The organism is Agrobacterium sp. 22-210-1, from assembly GCF_053522525.1.
In genome coordinates this window covers 48,646-65,237 of the sequence record NZ_JBNWCI010000001.1, presented here as the reverse complement: position 1 = coordinate 65,237, position 16,592 = coordinate 48,646, and the positions used below count along the sequence as shown (strand labels likewise).

Here is a 16,592-nt window from a genome sequence, read left to right as displayed (position 1 = left end):
TATGGCAACATGGACTTAGGCCGGCTCTTCCAGCCGGATGCTCAGGCTGCGCAGCTCTTCCGTATGCGGATGTTTGGTGCGCCCCTCGCGCAGATCACCCGCGCTCAATTGCTCCACCATTTCCCCGTTCAGCATCACGCCAACCTGCGGGCAGAGATGTGCGATGACAGCCAGATTGTGGCTGACGAGAATATAGGTGAGGTTGCGGGCCACGCGCAGGTCCTGCAACAGGTTCAGGATTTCCGCCTGCACCGAAACATCGAGCGCCGAGGTCGGCTCATCGAGCAGCAGAACCTGCGGATCGGCGATCAGCGCGCGCGCAATCGCCACGCGCTGGCGCTGGCCGCCCGAGAGCTGGTGCGGAAAGCGGAAACGCACCGCCTGCGGCAGCGCGACGTCCGACAAAGCCTGCTGGATGCGCTTTTCAATATTGTCCATGCCATGCACCAGCGGCAATTCGCTGAGAATACGGTCGATGGTCTGGCGCGGATGCAGTGAGCCATAGGGGTCCTGAAACACCATCTGCACCTGCCGGAAGAATTCCGGCGTACGACGCAGCGGTGCATCCTTGCCGGCAAAGGCGATGCGGCCTTCCCAGCTTTCATTGAGGCCGGCCATGGCGCGCAGGATGGTGGACTTGCCCGAGCCGCTTTCGCCGACTATGCCGAAGCTGCCGCCCTTTTCCACCGAAAAGGACACGCCCTTCACAACTTCGCGGTCGCCGAACTTGATACGGAGGTTTTCGACATCGATCATTGGCTGGACCACGCTGCATCACGGTTGAGAACGGGAAGACGCTCGCGCGGATGCGTCAGCGAGGGAATGCAGTTCAGAAGACCCTGCGTGTAAGGATGTTGGGCTTTCAGAAGCTCGGAAGCCTTAAGCTCCTCCATCACCCGGCCGGAATACATCACGGCGACGCGGTCGCAGAAATGCGAAACGAGCGGCAGATCGTGGCTGATGAGAATGAGACCCATGCCGCGTTCCGACACCAGCTCCTCGATCAGCCGCAGGATTTCCGCCTGCACCGTGGCGTCAAGCGCGCTGGTCGGTTCGTCAGCGATCAGCAGTTCCGGATCGGGCGCCAGCATCATGGCGATCATCACGCGCTGGCCCATGCCGCCGGAAACCTCATGCGCATAAGAGGAAGCGACCTGACGCGGATTGCGGATCTTCACCTGATCGAGCAGGGCGATTGCCGCTTCCATGGCGGCGCGCTTGCTGCCGCCCTTATGAGCCCGCCATGCTTCTGCGATCTGCGCACCCATGGTCTTCACCGGGTTCAGCGAATATTTCGGGTCCTGCAGGATAAAGCCCGCGCGCTTGCCGCGGATCTGTCGCATCTGCCTTTCGCTCGCGGACAGCACGTCGATGCCGTCGAAGGCAAGCTTGTCAGCACGGATATCCGCATTGGAGGGCAAAAGCTTCATCAGCGCACGCGCCGTCAGGCTCTTGCCGGAACCGGATTCGCCGACGATGCCGAGCTTTTCGGTGCCAAGCTTCATGGAAACACCACGCACCGCCTCGAAACGGCTGGTGCGGGTCTGGAATGCGATCTTCAGATTTTCGATTTCGACCAGCATGGCTCAATGTCCCTTCGGGTCGAGAACGTCGCGCAGGCCATCGCCAAGGAAGTTGAAGGCGAGCGAAACGAGGAAGATGGCGATCCCGGGAATGGTGGCGACCCACCATTGCTCGAAGATGAAGCGCTTGGCGGTGGCGATCATCGCGCCCCATTCCGGCGAAGGCGGCTGCGCGCCCATGCCGAGGAAGCCGAGGCTGGCGGCGGTGATGATGATCGAGCTCATGTCGAGCGTGATGCGCACGATAAGGCTCGGCACGCAGAGCGGCGCGATGTGACGCGCAATGATGCGCCAGGCGGAAGCGCCGGTCAGGCGGTAGGCCGCAACGAAATCGCTGCCGCGCACCGTCATGGTTTCGGCGCGAGCAAGACGTGCATAGGGCGGCCATGCGGTGAGCGCGATGGCGAGAATGGCGCTTTCAACGCCGGGCTTCAGTGCCGCAACAAAGGCGAGCGCGAGGATGAGGCGCGGAAAGGCCAGGAACACATCCGTCACCCGCATCAGCACCGTATCGACAATGCCGCCGAAATAACCGGCGATGCAGCCAATGGCGAGACCGATCGGTGCAACGAGAACGACGACGGCGATGACCATGCCGAGCGTGACGCGGCCGCCGTAAAGAATGCGCGAGAGAATATCGCGTCCCAGCTCATCCGTGCCGAACCAGTGCGTGGCATCCGGAAACGCAAGGCGGTTGCCGAGGTTCTGCGCCGCCGGATCGTAAGGCGCGATGAACGGCGCCAGCAGCGACAGCGCGATGAAGAGGACGATGATGGTCAGGCCGATCACCGCCAGCGGGTTGGACTTGAGGTTGAGCCAGATGCGGTACCGGTTTCCCCAGGCAGCCTGTGTGCGGGAATGCGGCGTCTCATCCAGCGCCCAGTTTCTGAAATTAGCTAACATCATCGAACGCGAGGATCCATAACTCTGTAAAGCACGTCTGCGAGCAGGTTGAGGGCGACATAGATGAAGCCGATCAACAGGGTTGCTCCGACGACCGGGTTCATGTCCGCGTTCATGAGCGAGACGGTGAGGTATTGGCCAAGGCCCGGCCAGCTGAAGACGGTTTCCGTCACCACGGCACCTTCGAGAAGCCCGGCATAGGTGAGTGCGAGAACCGTGACGAGCTGCACGGCAACCGTCGGGAAGGCGTGCCCCCAGATGACGGTCATGGCCGAAAGCCCCTTGGCGCGGGCGGTGATGACATATTCACCCTTCAGCGCATCGATCATGAAGGCTCGCGTCATGCGGGTGATATAGGCCATGCTGAAATAGGCAAGGATGCAGACGGGCTGCACCATATGGGCGATGGCGTCATAAAAGGCGTCCCAATCGCCGGCAAGCAGCGTGTCGACCGTCATCAGGCCGGTAATCTGCGTAATCATGCCATCATAGATGATGTCCTGACGACCCGGTCCGGGTGCGACGCCAAGCGTGGCGTAAAAGACGAGCAGCGAAATCAGCGCCAGCATGAAGACCGGCACGGAGTGACCGGCAAGGCAGACGACGCGGATCACCTGGTCGGTCAGCTTGCCCTGCTTCACGGCGGCCCAGACACCGAGCGGAATGCCGATCAGCGCTGCAAGGATGAGGGCTGCGGTGGCAAGTTCGAAGGTGGCGGGGAAGACGCGCTTGATATCGATCCAGACCGGATTGCGGGTCAGGATCGAATTGCCGAAATCGCCATGCAGAACCTGCGAGACATAATGGAAGAATTGCACGACCAGCGGCTGGTCAAGACCCATTTCGGCCCGCACCCGCACGATGACGTCTTCGGGCGCGTTGTCGCCGACCGCCGCGATGACGGGATCGACGGGCATGACGCGCCCGATCATGAAGGTGATGACCATCAAACCGAACAGCGTCAGAATGACGCTGCCCAGTATCGACGATATGCTTTTAACGCGCTTGTTCAATGTCACGCTTTCTTCGCATCGTGGTAGGAATTGCCCTCGGAGAGAACGCCGAGTTCGAAGCCGGAAACGCCCTTGCGGAAAGCCGCCGTCTTCGTGGTCTGGAACATGAACACGAAGGGGCTGTTTTCCATGTGCTCGCGCTGCAGGGCTTCGTAAAGCTCCACGCGCTTTGCCGGGTCCTTCTCGTCGCGGGCGGCTTCCGCCTTGGCGGCGAAGTCGTCGTTCTTGAAGCGCGAACGCCACAGGAAGGGCTTCGACTTGGCGTCGTCGCCATTGTCCTTGTTGATGTTGAAGACATCGGCGTTGGAATGCGGATCGAAATAATCCGTGCCCCATGCGGAAAGCGCCATCTGGTGTTCGCGGGCGCGCATCTTGGTCAGAACCTGACGGTTTTCAGCCGATTGAAGACGAACCTTGATGCCGATATCGGCAAGGTTTGCCTGGATGGCCTGCGCCAGATCCGGATAGGGCTGTGCGGAATAGTGATCCATGCTGATTTCGAAACCGTCGGCAAGGCCGGCTTCCGCCATCAGAGCCTTGGCCTTTTCGACATCGCGCTGGTACGGAATGTCGTTAACGGCGCCCGGGAAACCTTCCGGCTCGAAGCTCTGGTGCACTTCGTGGGTCAGCGGCACGATGTTTTCCTGCATGCCCTTGTAGTCCAGCGCCCACTTGATCGCCTGCCAGACCTGCGGCTTGGCGAGGTTCTCATTGCCCTGGTTGAGCGAGATCAGAACCAGCGAAGCGATGCTCTTGCGCTCCAGCTCGATGTTCTCATCGTTCTTGACGGTACGCAGCTGCTCCGACGTCAGGTCGCGGGCAATGTCGATATCGCCCTTCTGCAGCATCAGCAGCTGCGAAGACGGATCGGTGACGTGGCGCAGCACGATGCGCTTGATATTGCCCTTGTAAGGACCGTTCGGATTGACGGTGAGCGCGACGCTTTCGCTCGGCTTCCAGGCCTGCAGAACGAAATCGCCCGAACCGGCGCTGTTCTTCTGCAGCCAGCCATTGCCGAGGTCTTCGCCGGAAGCATTGGCGAGAACCGCCTTCTTTTCGACGATGGCGCCGATATTCGCGGAGAGGCAATAAAGCAGGAAGGAGATGGCGGTCGGCTTTGCCGTCGTCAGCTTCACCGTCTTGTCGTCGGCGGCAACGATGGTCGTTTCGGCATTCTCAGGCGTGAAGCCGAACTGGCTGATGATGAAGGCCGGGCTCTTGTTCATCTTGATGGCGCGCTGCAGCGAGAAGGCAACGTCTTCCGCGGTCACTTTCGCGCCGCTGGAGAAGGTCGCTTCGTCACCGATCACAAAGGTGAAGACCTTGCTGTCCGCATCGGCTTCCCAGGATTTCGCGATGACCGGATCAACCTTGGTGGAATCCTCACGGTTGGCGCGCACCAGCTTCTGATACATGTTGGAGATGATTTCACCGCCGACGGCTTCGAAACCTTCATGCGGGTCAAGGCTCGTCATATTGTCCAGCTGCTGGGCGACAACCAGAATATCCTTGGGCGTCGCGGCAAAGGCCGGAATGCGCGCATAAGACAGGAACGGAACGGCAGCGCCGGCAATCAGCAGGTTGCGTCTTGAAATCATCGAAAATCCCCTTTCGGACCTTATTTTTCGGAAACGGTGTGGGTTTGCCCCAATCCAGTCATTTTTTTTATGTTTTCCCGCGATTACCACGAGCAAACGAGGCCCGACCAATTCCAAATTTGGCAGAGCCTATGCATGGATTGCATTTGCTCCCGCCTTGACCTTTCCTCTACCAATTCCCAAAACTCCCCCGATGGCGCGCCCGCGCCGACCCATTTCCGAAGGTGAATGACCATGACCGATGAAAAAACCGTCCCCGTCTTCGACGGCCACAACGATGTGCTGCTGCGGTTATGGCGATCGGGCAACGCTTCTCCCGAAACGCTTCTCATCGAAGGGGATACGGTTGGCCACATCGACCTGCCACGCGCCAGGAAGGGCGGGCTGGCCGGCGGCCTCTGCGCCATTTACGTGCCGTCGCCGAGCATGGAGAAAGATGCGAACGGTGATTTTTCGACACCGTCAGAAGCCGACGCGCTGAAGGCGACGCTCGCCATGGCCGGCCTGCTGTTCCGCGCCGAGAAACAGTCCGCCGGCGCACTCAAGGTTTGCCGCACTGCCGCCGATATCCGCAGCGCCATGGCAGAGGGTGCTTTTGCCTCGGTTTTCCATATCGAGGGCGCGGAAGCGATCGGCGCTGATCTGGATGTGCTGCACGTGCTCTACGAGGCGGGCCTTCGCACGCTCGGACCGGTCTGGAGCCGCCCGAACATCTTCGCTTATGGCGTTCCCTTCCGTTTCCCCTCGACACCGGATATCGGCCCCGGCCTCACCGATGCCGGCAAGCGGCTGGTGAGGACCTGCAACGAACTCAAGATCATGGTCGACCTGTCGCACATGAATGAGCAGGGTTTCTGGGATATCGCCAAGATATCAGACGCGCCGCTGGTGGCGTCGCATTCCAACGCCTATGCAATCTGCAACCACAGCCGCAACCTGACGGACCGCCAGCTGGACGCCATCCGCGACACGGGCGGTCTTGCCGGCATCAATTTCGGCGTTTTGTTCCTGCGCCAGGACGGCGTGAAGAACCCCAATACCGATCTTGGCGAACTTGTCCGCCACGTTGACTATATCGTCAACCGCATCGGCATCGATCACGTAGCGCTCGGTTCGGATTTCGACGGCACCACCATTCCCGCCGCCATGAAGGATGCGGGCGATCTGCAATTGTTGGTCGAAGCCCTGCGCAAGGGCGGTTATGACGACGAGGCGCTTGCCAAGATCTGCCACGCCAACTGGGTCCGCGTACTGGAAAAGACCTGGGGCGCGTAAGGCTCAGCATAAAATCCACCTCCGGCGCACAGCGCCGGAGATATGAAGCGGCAGGCCCTTAAGCTTTTGCCGCTTTTTTCTTGCCGCTCGCACGGAACGCCAGAAGCCCGGCAACGACACCGATCATCGCCCATTTCATCGGCAATACATCCGCCGTCTCGCTGCGGATCGGCAACACAGTCACTGTGCCCGGACGGGATTCATAACCCATCTGCCCTTTTGCCTTGGCCTCGGCAATCTGCTGCGGCGAAACGACCCATTCGGCACCGCGCATCTTGTCCACTGCCATGTATCCGCCGCCCGCCGCGAGGGCGACGACGAGCGAAAGCGCTATTCTTGTGGGCGTGTTCATCTGCATCTCCTTCAATCAAAAGGAGCGTGTAATGGCATCAAACGCAACCACCAAGCAACCGCAGCGGTCAATTTTGTGTCTTTCGGAACAATCCGGCAAATCATGCATTTCATAGTTGCATTTTTGCCCTTGAAATTGGCGAAATTCACCAAGGAGCGGGCCAAACTCTACATCGACACTTCATGCTTTTCTGCTAATCACATTTCCTCAACCGAAACGAATTAGCGACACATTCCTGTGGTTCGCCAAGCTTGGGAACGGGCGCTGGATAAAGCAAATGGCAGACAAGAGCGAAATCACACAAACCGATGTCGCGGAATCCGCGGTTGAAAGCTTTCTTGCCCGAAACCGCCCCTATCTGACCGCGATCGCCATCACGCTCGTCTTCGTGATGATGACCTTCGCCATCTATCACCTGACCTCCGAAGTGCGTTATGACGACGTCATCGACGCACTGACGCAGACCTCCGCCTCTGCGGTTCTGCTTGCCATTTTCTTCACGGCGCTCAGCTTTCTGGCGCTGATATTCTACGACGCCAATGCGATCGAATATATCGGCCGCAAGCTGCCGTTTCCGCCCATGGCGGCGACTGCTTTTGCCGCCTATGCCATCGGCAATACCGCCGGTTTCGGCCCCTTGAGCGGTGGCGCGATCCGCTTTCGCGCCTATTCCCGGATGGGCCTGTCGCCCAGCGAAATCGCCCGCGTCATCGCCTTTGTCACGTTATCCTTCGGGCTTGGGCTGCTTTCGGTCAGTGCCATCTCCACCTTCATCGTCGCACCACGCATCGCCGCCATCATCGGCGTTGACGCCCTGATCCTCAGAGGGGCGGCGCTCGCCGTCATCGCGGTGCTTGTCGTTGCGGCCTATGTCGGCCGCAACGGCCACACGATCAAGCTTGGCGCATGGCGTCTGCGCCTCCCGGACAGCCGCACATCGTCGCGCCAGTTCCTCGTCTCGGCTTTCGATATCGCCGCCTCCGCTTCCGTGCTTTATGTGCTGTTGCCCGACACCCATCTCGGCTGGCCGACATTCTTTGCGATCTATGCCACCGCCGTCGGCCTCGGCGTCCTCAGCCATGTGCCGGCCGGTCTCGGCGTCTTTGAAACAGTGATGGTCGCGGGGCTTGGCAACGCCATCAGCGTCGACCAGCTACTCGGAAGCCTCGTTCTATACCGCGTGATTTATCACGTCCTGCCGCTGGTGGTCGCCATTCTGGTGATGCTCATCTCGGAGATGAAGCAGTTCGCCGCAAAGCCTGTTGTCTCCGATATCAGCCAGCTTGCCGTGCGCCTTGCCCCGCCGCTGCTGTCGACCTTCGCCATGATCCTCGGCACCATGCTGATCTTTTCGAGCGTGACGCCGACGCCGGACAGCAATCTGGATTTCCTGTCCAATTTCGTGCCGCTGCCGATCATCGAAGCCGCGCATTTTCTCACCAGCATTCTCGGCCTCGTGCTCGTCGTCGCCTCACGTGGCCTCGGGCAGCGGCTGGACGGCGCCTGGTGGATCGCCCTCGTCGCCGCCTCGCTGGCGCTGGTTCTTTCGCTCCTCAAGGCCATCGCCGTCTTTGAAGCCGCGATCCTCGGCGTCTTCATCATCGCACTCGCCGCCAATATGCGCAGCTTCAACCGCCATGCTTCCCTGGTCAAACAGGCGCTGGGGCCAAGCTGGCTCGCCGCCATGGCCGTCATCGTCGCCGGCGCGGCAACCATTCTGCTCTTTGTCTATCGCGATACGGATTACAGCCAGACCTTGTGGTGGCAGTTCGAATTCTCTGAAGAAGCACCGCGCGGTTTGCGCGCCCTTCTCGGTCTCGTGCTCGCCTCATCCACGATCGCCATCTTCAGCCTCATGCGGCCGGTGGCCTACAGGCCGGATGCGATCGAGGCAGAAGACGTGGTAAACGCAACCGGCATCGTCATGAAACAGGACGCCGCCGACGCCAACCTCGTGCGCATGGGCGACAAACACGTGATGTTCTCCGAGAGCGGCAACGCCTTCATCATGTACGGCATTCAGGGCCGTTCCTGGATCGCCTTTGCCGATCCGGTCGGCGACGAGGAGGATTTCCCCGATCTCGTCTGGCAATTCGTCGAAGCCGCCCGTTCGGCGGGCGCACGCGCCGCCTTTTACCAGATTTCACCTTTCCTGCTCTCCCATTGCGCCGATGCCGGCCTGCGCGCTTTCAAGCTCGGCGAACTGGCGCTCGTCGATCTCACCGCATTCGAACTGAAGGGCGGCAAGCTCGCCACCCTTCGCCAGTCCCTGAGCCGCGGCGCACGCGACGGGCTGACCTTCGAGGTTGTCGAACAAGTCAAGGTGCCGGATATTCTCAATGAGTTGAGACAGGTCTCCGATGGCTGGCTTGCGCACCACAACACGAGGGAAAAACGCTTCTCCCTCGGCGCCTTCGAACCGGACTACATCCTCTCCCAGCCCGTTGCCATTCTTCGGAAAGATGGAAAGATCACCGCCTTTGCCAATCTGATGGTGACGGAAACGAAAAAGGAAGCCACCGTCGATCTCATGCGATTTTCGGCGGATGCGCCGCGCGGCGCGATGGATTTCCTCTTCGTCAGTATCATGCAATATCTGCGTGAGGCGGGCTATGAGAGCTTCAATCTCGGCATGGCGCCCATGTCCGGCATGTCGAAGCGCGATGCAGCACCCGTCTGGGATCGCATTGGCAGCACGCTGTTCGAACACGGCGAACGTTTCTACAACTTCAAGGGACTTCGTGCGTTCAAGACGAAGTTCCACCCGAAATGGGAACCGCGTTACCTTGCCGTTCAGAACGGCGCAGACGCCGCACTGGCGCTGATGGACGCAACGGTTCTGATCAGCGGCGGCGTCAGAGGAGTGATCGGAAAATGAGAAAATCCACCATGATGAAGGCGGCCCTCGCCGCTTCCGCCTTGTTCGCCTCCACCTCCGTTTTTGCGCAGGACAAGCCGGCCTATGAGACCGGCATGATCCCGGCCGAGCACATCATGGTGCCCGACAGCGAAATTCTCGCCAGCGTCTTCCTGATTTCCGACTCGGACGGATGGACCAATGCCGACGAAGAGCGCGCCAAGGCGCTGGTTGCAAAGGGTGCCGCCGTGGTCGGCATCGACTTCAAGGAATATCTGAAGGCGCTCGAAGCCGATGACGACGAGTGCATCTATATGATCTCGGACATCGAGTCGCTGTCGCAGCAGATCCAGCGCACCGCCGGCACCAGCAGCTATCGCCAGCCCATTCTCACCGGCATCGGCAAGGGCGGAACGCTGGCACTGGCGATGATCGCGCAAAGCCCGGTCTCCACCATCCGCGACGCCATTGCCGTCGACCCCAAGGCAGGCCTGCCGCTTGAGAAGATACTCTGCACGCCCGCCACCAAGGACAAGGTGGATGGCGAAACGGTCTATGGCCTGACCGATGGTCCGCTGCCAGCGCCCGTCAGCGTGCTGTTCACCCCCGCTGCGGATCAGAAGGGCCGCGACCATGTCAACACGCTCGTCAAGCTGCATCCCGATATCGATGTGACTGACGTAGATGACAAGGCGGACGAAATCCTGACACAGACCCTGTCCGACCAGATCGACGCCGCCGGCGATACCGACAACCCGCTCGGCCTGCCGATCAAGGTTCTGGAAACGAACCCTGTCATGGACACCATGGCGGTGATCTATTCCGGCGACGGCGGCTGGCGCGATCTTGACGAGGAAGTGGGCGGTGCGCTGCAGAAACAGGGCATTCCCGTGATCGGCGTCGATGCGCTGCGTTATTTCTGGAAAGAAAAGCAACCACAGGAAGTGGCAAGCGACCTTGGCCGCATCATCGACACCTATCGCAAACAATGGAAAGTCCGCAACGTCGTATTGATCGGCTATTCCTTCGGTGCCGACATCATTCCTGCAACCTACAATCTTCTGCCGGAACGCGCGAAATCCCACGTCGTGCAGCTCTCCCTGCTGGGTTTGTCGACGGAAGTGGATTTCGAAATTTCCGTTCAGGGCTGGCTTGGCGTGGCGGGCGAAGGCAAGGGCGGCAAGACGGTGGACGACATCGCCAAGATCGATCCGAAGCTGGTACAGTGCGTATACGGCACGGAGGAAGAGGATGAAGATCCCTGCCCCGGCCTGAAGGCGAGGGGTGTGGAAACGATCGCTATTGAAGGCGGTCACCATTTCGACGAAGACTATGAGGCACTCGCAAAGCGGATTGTGACATCGCTGAAGACCCGGCTGCCTAAATAGCGTATTTTTGACCTTAAGGGGCTTCGGGAGAATTTCCGAAGCTCCGAACGTAAATTGGCAGCCTCCCTCCGCAGAAACATCATCTCCCGCAGCCTTCCGACTCCCCTGAATGACCGGCGGCAGTTCGAAACCCGTCTTCGATCGACACCCGCGCTTGCGGAATCGATTAAATTATTATTCAAAAGAACCCGGCCGGCGGCGAATGTTCATGGCGTTTCCTCAACCATGCTTCTGTTGATTGCCAACCATGGATTTTATATTTTCGGACCGGTTCAGGGAGCCGCCGCATGCCCGCCTTAAAGCGAAAGACAAAAACACCCGTCCTCGTGGAACGCATCGACCAATTCGTCGCTGGCGTCAGAGAAGCGATGAAAAGCAGCGACGCTGTGCGGAACAAGAAAATCCGCGATCTGTGGGATGCCGAAGTCCGCTACCATTTCGACAATGGCCGCACCGAAAAGACGCTCGAACTCTACATCATGAAATATCGGTATGCCCTGAAGGCCGAGTTCGGCCCAAAGAGCACACCGCTTGCCATCTGCAACATGAAAAAACTGCGCGAGCGGCTGAATACCTATATCGAGCGGGCCGACTATCCGAAAACCGGCGTGGCGACATCCATCGTCGAAAAAATCGAACGGGCGGAATTCAACACCGCAGGACGAAAGCCGACGGTTCTTCTGCGCATCGCGGATTTCATTGCAGCAATGAATGGCGTGGCCAAAAAAGAGGAAATGCAGGCCCTCTGGAATGCTGAGCTCAGCATCATGAAGGACAGGGCGCAGACGACGATCATCTCCTACATCACCAAATACCGCAATGCGATCCGCGAAGCCTTCGGCGACGAGCATCCGATGCTGAAGATCGCGACCGGCGATGCCGCGATGTATGACGACGCCCGCCGGGTCAAGATGGAAAAGATCGCCAACAAGCATGGCGCGCTGATTACATTCGAAAACTACCGGCAGGTTCTGAAGATTTGCGCCGATTGCCTGCAGTCGGCCGATCCGCTGATGATCGGCATCGGCCTGATCGGCATGACGGGACGGCGTCCCTATGAGGTCTTTACCCAGGCCGAATTTTCCCCCGCCCCTTATGGCAAGGGCGTTTCCAAATGGAGCATCCTGTTCAACGGCCAGGCCAAGACGAAACAGGGCGAAGGAACGAAATTCGGGATTACCTACGAAATCCCGGTGCTTGCCCGCTCCGCCACCATTCTGTCCGCCTATGAACGCCTGCGCGCAAGCGGGCAGGGAAAACTGTGGCACGGCATGTCGATCGATGATTTTTCATCGGAAACCCGCCTGCTGCTCCGGGACACGGTTTTTAACCTGTTTGAGGATTTCTGGCCGAGGCAAGAACTTCCCAAGCCCTATGGCCTGCGGCACCTCTATGCCGAGGTCGCCTATCACAATTTCGCACCGCCCCACGTCACCAAGAACAGTTATTTCGCCGCCATTTTGGGACACAATAACAACGACCTCGAAACCTCGTTGTCCTACATGACCTACACGCTGCCCGAAGATCGCGACGACGCGCTGGCGCGCGCCAAGCGTACGAATGAGCGGACATTGCAGCAAATGGCGAGCGTTGCGCCGGTCTCAGGCAAAAAGCCCTAAGGCAGCCGCAGCCACTCCCCCCAAAAAACTGGCACACCTTAAAACTGCACAGGAAGCGCGGCCGGCGGGGATTTCCGCCTGCCGCTTTCAGACGCCTGTTGCCCTTGTGCAGTTTTTATCTGCGCGAGAACCCACGGGGTAACATCAAGAAAAATCCTTTATATCTGAATATAAATTTTCTAATTTAACAATACATAATACTTATTATGAATATAATTTTATTAAATACAGTCTCGCGCAAGAAAATACTGCGATAATTCATTTATAGTATTTGTTCACGCATGGATTTCGACAACAATTTTCCCGGAGGCACATGGTGCTGCCCGCATACACGACTTATGCCCTCTACAATCGTGACCTCGGCCTGTCGCTGAAACGTGTCGCGAACGACTCCGCAGTATCGCGAGACGCCAAATATTATGCGGACAATATCGGCAAGGTTAAAAACCTCGATGAGTTTCTGAAGGACTACAAGCTCTATTCCTACGCCATGAAAGCCTATGGGCTGGAAGACATGACCTACGCCACCGCCTTCATGAAGAAGGTGCTGGAAAGCAACCTCAACGACCCGAACAGTTTCGCCAACAAGATGAAGGATACACGTTACCGCGACTTCGCGGCAGCGTTCGATTTCGGCAGTATCAAAGCGGAAAAATCGGTTCAAACCAAATCCCAGCAGGAACGGCTGGTTGCGGCCTATCACGATACGGTCAAGCAAAGAAATGAGGAACTTAAAGAGGAAACGCGTTATTACAATATCGTCATCGACAAGGTCGGCCATGTGGACGACATCTTCAAAAACACGCGGCTTAGGGATTATGTTTTCAAGTCTTTCGGCATCGACGCCGGGATCTTCAGCTACAAACATCTCAGGGATGTTCTGACCAGCAATATCGGCAGTGCCGACAGCTATATCAACAAAACCTACAAGCCAATGATCGCTGACTGGCAGGCAAAAACAGCCGATCTGCGCACAGAGCGTGCAAAAATCCCCTCCACCGACAAAACAGCGCTCGAAAAGAGCGATTATCTGATCAGCCAATACAACAAACGCATCACCGATGCCTACAAGCTGTTCGAAATGGCGGCGGCCGTTCAACTTCCGCGACGATGGCGTCGTCGATACCGGCATGCCGGCGCAGACGGCAGCGCAGAAGCGGTTGATCAACGAAACCTACGTTCTCTCAAATCCACGCCTGACGCAGACCGGAGCCATTCTCAACCGCGACTTCTTCGAACAGAAGATGAAGGGCATCACCGATGCCGAGCAGATGATCACCAATGTCCGCCTGAGGACGATGCTGATCGTCGCCTTCAATCTGCGCGACGACGCCGACACCGACAAGAAAATCCAGTGGGCTCTGCGCGAAAACCCTGATGATCCGCAAAGCGGGCTTCACAAGGAAAGGGACAAGGGTCTTCTCAATCTCGCCAAAGCCTTCAATTTCGGCAAGGACGGCAAGGTTGCGACGGGAAAGACGGTCCAGACCGATGTTCAACTGAGCACGATGATGAACTTCTATTTCAGCCATTACGACGACAGGGATGAAGTCGCCGATGAAAAGGCGATCAAGGACTACAGGCGCTATATCGGCCTGACAAAAAATCTGGAGGATTTTTTGTCGAATGCGCAGGCGGCAGTCACCATCCGCAACTTCGCGCTGAAGGCGTTCGGCATCAGTCCCGAGGAGGCCTCCACATTTAAACTGAAAAAAGTTCTTACAAGCGATCTGTCGGATCCGAAAAGCTATGTTCGCAATTTGAAAGACGACAGGTTCGTGCGACTGGCGAAAGCCTATAATTTCAATACCGAAGGCATGATCGGCTCGCCGCGCCTTGCCCAGGCAGAAAACGAGATCACCCGCATTTCGCGAAATTATCTGACGGAAGTCACCCGTTGGGACAAGGACAAGAAAGTCAGGGAGAAGGGAGAGAAGGAAGTCTCCTACTATCGCGAAAAAATGGAGACGCTCGAAACCGTCGATCAATTGCTTGCAGACCGCCGCCTGCTCGATTTCATGCTGGTCGCGGAACGCATCGTCCCCAAATCGGTCACCACCGATTATCTGAAGAAGATTTTCAAGTCCGACCTCAAAGACCCAAAAAGCTTTGCCAATACGGAAAAAGATGCCCGCTTCCGTGCGCTTACCGGCTCGTTTAATTTCGACGCCAAGGGAAATATCGCCGCGAAAGCCGGCCAGAGCGTTCAAAATGCCCGCAGCCTCATGGAAACACGCGACAAATATGTTCGCCAGACCCTGGAGGAGCGGGTCGGCGAAGAAAATTCCGGCGTTCGCCTTGCCCTCTATTTCAAGCGGATGGCCGGCGGCATTTCCAATCCCTACGACATATTGGCCGACAATGCGCTGGCTGAATTCACCCGTACCGCTCTTGGAATCCCCGCCGAAACCGCAAATTCCAAGGTGGATGTGCAGGCAAAGATGATCGAGAAGAGGCTTAAAATAAAGGACCTGCAGGATCCCAAGGAAGTCGAAAAACTGGTCAGCCGCTTTTTGGTGATGTTTGAAGCGAACAATTCAACCTCCGACCCGCGCATGGCTCTGTTCAGCAACAACACAGGAATCAGCGGCAATACGCTTGCGACCCTGGCGCAACTCCGCAGTGGTCGCAGAGGCTAGAGTTTGTCTCCTCGGGTATGCTGGCCGCAGGTTTTACCCCACGGCCAGCATCGCGTCCGTCAAACCCGCTCGTCGCCCGATGTGCGGTAAAGCAGCGTCAACACCGTCAGCAACAAGCCTACCAGCGCGACCGAGCCGAAAATGTAGAAATTCCACTCTGGAGCCAGCCCCCGTTGCAGGACGAGGCCGCCGATCATGGGGCCGGCAATGCCGCCCAGCCGCCCGACCGCCAGCGAAAAGCCGAGACCGGTGCCGCGAATATGGACGGGATAAAGCCGTCCAACCAGAACATTGGCAAGGATCTGGGTGCCGATCGTTCCGGCACCCGCAAGCGCGACGAAGAGATAGAGCAGCGGCCCCTTGTTCACCGTCAGGGCCCAGATAGAGGCGGCGCCGATGGCAAAGAGCACGGCGACGACCACCTTGACGCTGCCCTTATCGGCAAACCGCCCGCCAATGAGGATGCCGATCGCGGCCCCGACATTGAGCATGATCGAGAAGCTGAGCGCCGAACTGATATCATAACCCATCTTGTTCATGATGGTGGGCAGCCAGTTGACCATACCGAAGGTCAGAAGCAGCGAGCAGAAGTGAATGCCCCAGGCATTCAGCGTCGAAAGCAGCCGGCCTTCCGAAAACAGCGCGCCGACACCACCCTTTTGAATTTTCGCATGCGGTACGATGCGTTGCAGACCGTAGCTGTCGCAAATGCCGTCAGCCTCCGCCTGCCGGCCTTTGCTTGCCAGCCATTCCGGCGATTCCGGCAGAAACCGCATGAACAGCGGCAGAAGAATAAGCGGCAGACCGCCGATCAGCATCAGAGGCCGCCAGCCATAGCTCTCCAGCAGAAGAATACCCATGAGGCCGGATATGATGCCGCCGAAGAGATAACCGAGGAAGGATAGGGAATTGGCCTGCGCCCTGCGTTTGGGCGGCGAGAATTCCAGCACCAGCGCCGTGACCGTTGGCAAAAGTGCGCCAAGCCCGAGACCGGCGAAAAAGCGCGTGATTTCGAAAGCGAGAAAATTCGGTGTCATGGCAGAGGCGATCATCATCGCCGAAAATCCGGCAAGGCTGATGAGGACGACCTTGCGGCGGCCGATACGGTCCGCCATGGTGCCGGCAAACAGCGCGCCGAGCAGCATTCCCACCAGCGTCAGCGCCGCAGCGCGACCGACCATGGCAGGATTGAGCGCCCATGCGCCCTCTTTCAGCAGCGCCGGCGCAACCGCGCCGTAAACGACCAGATCGTAGCCGTCAAACATGATCATCAGACCGCATGTCGCGATGACGCCAGCCGGGTTTTTCGTCCGCACTGAGGCGGCGCTCATATAATTCGTGGACATCTTCCTCCCTTTCACGCCT

13 protein-coding genes are annotated in these 16,592 nt (G+C 58.4%); 6 read left to right on the top strand and 7 right to left on the bottom strand.

Annotation, left to right across the window (positions count from 1 at the left end):
• Nucleotides 1–15 precede the first annotated feature (15 nt).
• The 5 genes from ACQZ5F_RS00340 to ACQZ5F_RS00320 are packed head-to-tail and all read right to left on the bottom strand — an operon-like array spanning nucleotide 16 to nucleotide 5,097.
• The gene (locus ACQZ5F_RS00340) at nucleotides 16–756 is read right to left on the bottom strand and encodes an ABC transporter ATP-binding protein (protein ID WP_052818271.1); all 741 of its coding nucleotides are present in this window, start codon (nucleotides 754–756) and stop codon (nucleotides 16–18) included.
• The gene (locus ACQZ5F_RS00335; protein WP_080850903.1) at nucleotides 753–1,583 is read right to left on the bottom strand and encodes an ABC transporter ATP-binding protein; all 831 of its coding nucleotides are present in this window, start codon (nucleotides 1,581–1,583) and stop codon (nucleotides 753–755) included. Before ACQZ5F_RS00335 ends, ACQZ5F_RS00340 begins: the two co-directional genes overlap by 4 nt.
• Nucleotides 1,584–1,586: 3 nt before the next feature.
• Nucleotides 1,587–2,489, bottom strand: coding sequence for an ABC transporter permease (locus ACQZ5F_RS00330; protein ID WP_225339304.1), 903 nt, complete (start codon nucleotides 2,487–2,489; stop codon nucleotides 1,587–1,589).
• Nucleotides 2,486–3,499, bottom strand: a complete 1,014-nt coding sequence (locus ACQZ5F_RS00325; RefSeq protein ID WP_046801566.1) for an ABC transporter permease — start codon at nucleotides 3,497–3,499, stop codon at nucleotides 2,486–2,488. Before ACQZ5F_RS00325 ends, ACQZ5F_RS00330 begins: the two co-directional genes overlap by 4 nt.
• Nucleotides 3,500–3,501: 2 nt before the next feature.
• A complete protein-coding gene (locus ACQZ5F_RS00320; RefSeq protein WP_052818273.1) occupies nucleotides 3,502–5,097 on the bottom strand; it encodes an ABC transporter substrate-binding protein in 1,596 nt (531 codons plus the stop codon).
• 234 nt (nucleotides 5,098–5,331) lie between these two features.
• Here ACQZ5F_RS00320 and ACQZ5F_RS00315 point away from each other — a divergent pair, with 234 nt between their 5' ends.
• Nucleotides 5,332–6,372, top strand: a complete 1,041-nt coding sequence (locus ACQZ5F_RS00315) for a dipeptidase (RefSeq protein WP_225339305.1) — start codon at nucleotides 5,332–5,334, stop codon at nucleotides 6,370–6,372.
• 58 nt (nucleotides 6,373–6,430) lie between these two features.
• Here ACQZ5F_RS00315 and ACQZ5F_RS00310 read toward each other — a convergent pair whose 3' ends face one another.
• Nucleotides 6,431–6,724, bottom strand: coding sequence for a hypothetical protein (locus ACQZ5F_RS00310; RefSeq protein WP_046801568.1), 294 nt, complete (start codon nucleotides 6,722–6,724; stop codon nucleotides 6,431–6,433).
• Nucleotides 6,725–7,001: 277 nt separating this feature from the next.
• Between ACQZ5F_RS00310 and mprF the strand changes: the two genes are divergently transcribed.
• The 5 genes from mprF (at nucleotide 7,002) to ACQZ5F_RS00285 (ending at nucleotide 15,227) form a co-directional block, all read left to right on the top strand.
• Nucleotides 7,002–9,602, top strand: coding sequence for a bifunctional lysylphosphatidylglycerol flippase/synthetase MprF (gene mprF / locus ACQZ5F_RS00305; protein WP_448731040.1), 2,601 nt, complete (start codon nucleotides 7,002–7,004; stop codon nucleotides 9,600–9,602).
• Nucleotides 9,599–10,969, top strand: a complete 1,371-nt coding sequence (locus tag ACQZ5F_RS00300; RefSeq protein WP_225339307.1) for a virulence factor — start codon at nucleotides 9,599–9,601, stop codon at nucleotides 10,967–10,969. The genes mprF and ACQZ5F_RS00300 overlap by 4 nt, the downstream gene beginning before the upstream one ends.
• 287 nt (nucleotides 10,970–11,256) lie before the next feature.
• Nucleotides 11,257–12,588 (top strand): telomere resolvase TelA, encoded by a 1,332-nt coding sequence (gene telA, locus ACQZ5F_RS00295; protein WP_046801571.1) that lies wholly within the window; start codon nucleotides 11,257–11,259, stop codon nucleotides 12,586–12,588.
• A gap of 313 nt (nucleotides 12,589–12,901) precedes the next feature.
• Entirely contained in the window at nucleotides 12,902–13,966 is a 1,065-nt protein-coding gene (locus ACQZ5F_RS00290) for a DUF1217 domain-containing protein (protein WP_448731041.1), read from the top strand.
• Nucleotides 13,860–15,227 (top strand): DUF1217 domain-containing protein, encoded by a 1,368-nt coding sequence (locus ACQZ5F_RS00285; protein WP_448739317.1) that lies wholly within the window; start codon nucleotides 13,860–13,862, stop codon nucleotides 15,225–15,227. The genes ACQZ5F_RS00290 and ACQZ5F_RS00285 overlap by 107 nt, the downstream gene beginning before the upstream one ends.
• 59 nt (nucleotides 15,228–15,286) lie before the next feature.
• Here the strand turns inward: ACQZ5F_RS00285 and ACQZ5F_RS00280 are convergent, their stop codons facing one another.
• Nucleotides 15,287–16,573: an MFS transporter gene (locus ACQZ5F_RS00280; RefSeq protein WP_225339309.1), complete on the bottom strand. Its 1,287-nt coding sequence runs from the start codon at nucleotides 16,571–16,573 to the stop codon at nucleotides 15,287–15,289.
• Nucleotides 16,574–16,592 lie beyond the last annotated feature (19 nt).

What these genes read in the sequence shown, in the direction of transcription:
- ACQZ5F_RS00340 (WP_052818271.1), bottom strand. Translation starts at nt 756, where the DNA reads ATGATCGATGTCGAAAACCTCCGTATCAAGTTCGGCGACCGCGAAGTT.
- ACQZ5F_RS00335 (WP_080850903.1), bottom strand. Translation starts at nt 1,583, where the DNA reads ATGCTGGTCGAAATCGAAAATCTGAAGATCGCATTCCAGACCCGCACC.
- ACQZ5F_RS00330 (WP_225339304.1), bottom strand. Translation starts at nt 2,489, where the DNA reads ATGATGTTAGCTAATTTCAGAAACTGGGCGCTGGATGAGACGCCGCAT.
- ACQZ5F_RS00320 (WP_052818273.1), bottom strand. Translation starts at nt 5,097, where the DNA reads ATGATTTCAAGACGCAACCTGCTGATTGCCGGCGCTGCCGTTCCGTTC.
- ACQZ5F_RS00315 (WP_225339305.1), top strand. Translation starts at nt 5,332, where the DNA reads ATGACCGATGAAAAAACCGTCCCCGTCTTCGACGGCCACAACGATGTG.
- ACQZ5F_RS00310 (WP_046801568.1), bottom strand. Translation starts at nt 6,724, where the DNA reads ATGAACACGCCCACAAGAATAGCGCTTTCGCTCGTCGTCGCCCTCGCG.
- mprF (WP_448731040.1), top strand. Translation starts at nt 7,002, where the DNA reads ATGGCAGACAAGAGCGAAATCACACAAACCGATGTCGCGGAATCCGCG.
- ACQZ5F_RS00300 (WP_225339307.1), top strand. Translation starts at nt 9,599, where the DNA reads ATGAGAAAATCCACCATGATGAAGGCGGCCCTCGCCGCTTCCGCCTTG.
- telA (WP_046801571.1), top strand. Translation starts at nt 11,257, where the DNA reads ATGCCCGCCTTAAAGCGAAAGACAAAAACACCCGTCCTCGTGGAACGC.
- ACQZ5F_RS00290 (WP_448731041.1), top strand. Translation starts at nt 12,902, where the DNA reads ATGGTGCTGCCCGCATACACGACTTATGCCCTCTACAATCGTGACCTC.
- ACQZ5F_RS00285 (WP_448739317.1), top strand. Translation starts at nt 13,860, where the DNA reads ATGATCACCAATGTCCGCCTGAGGACGATGCTGATCGTCGCCTTCAAT.
- ACQZ5F_RS00280 (WP_225339309.1), bottom strand. Translation starts at nt 16,573, where the DNA reads ATGTCCACGAATTATATGAGCGCCGCCTCAGTGCGGACGAAAAACCCG.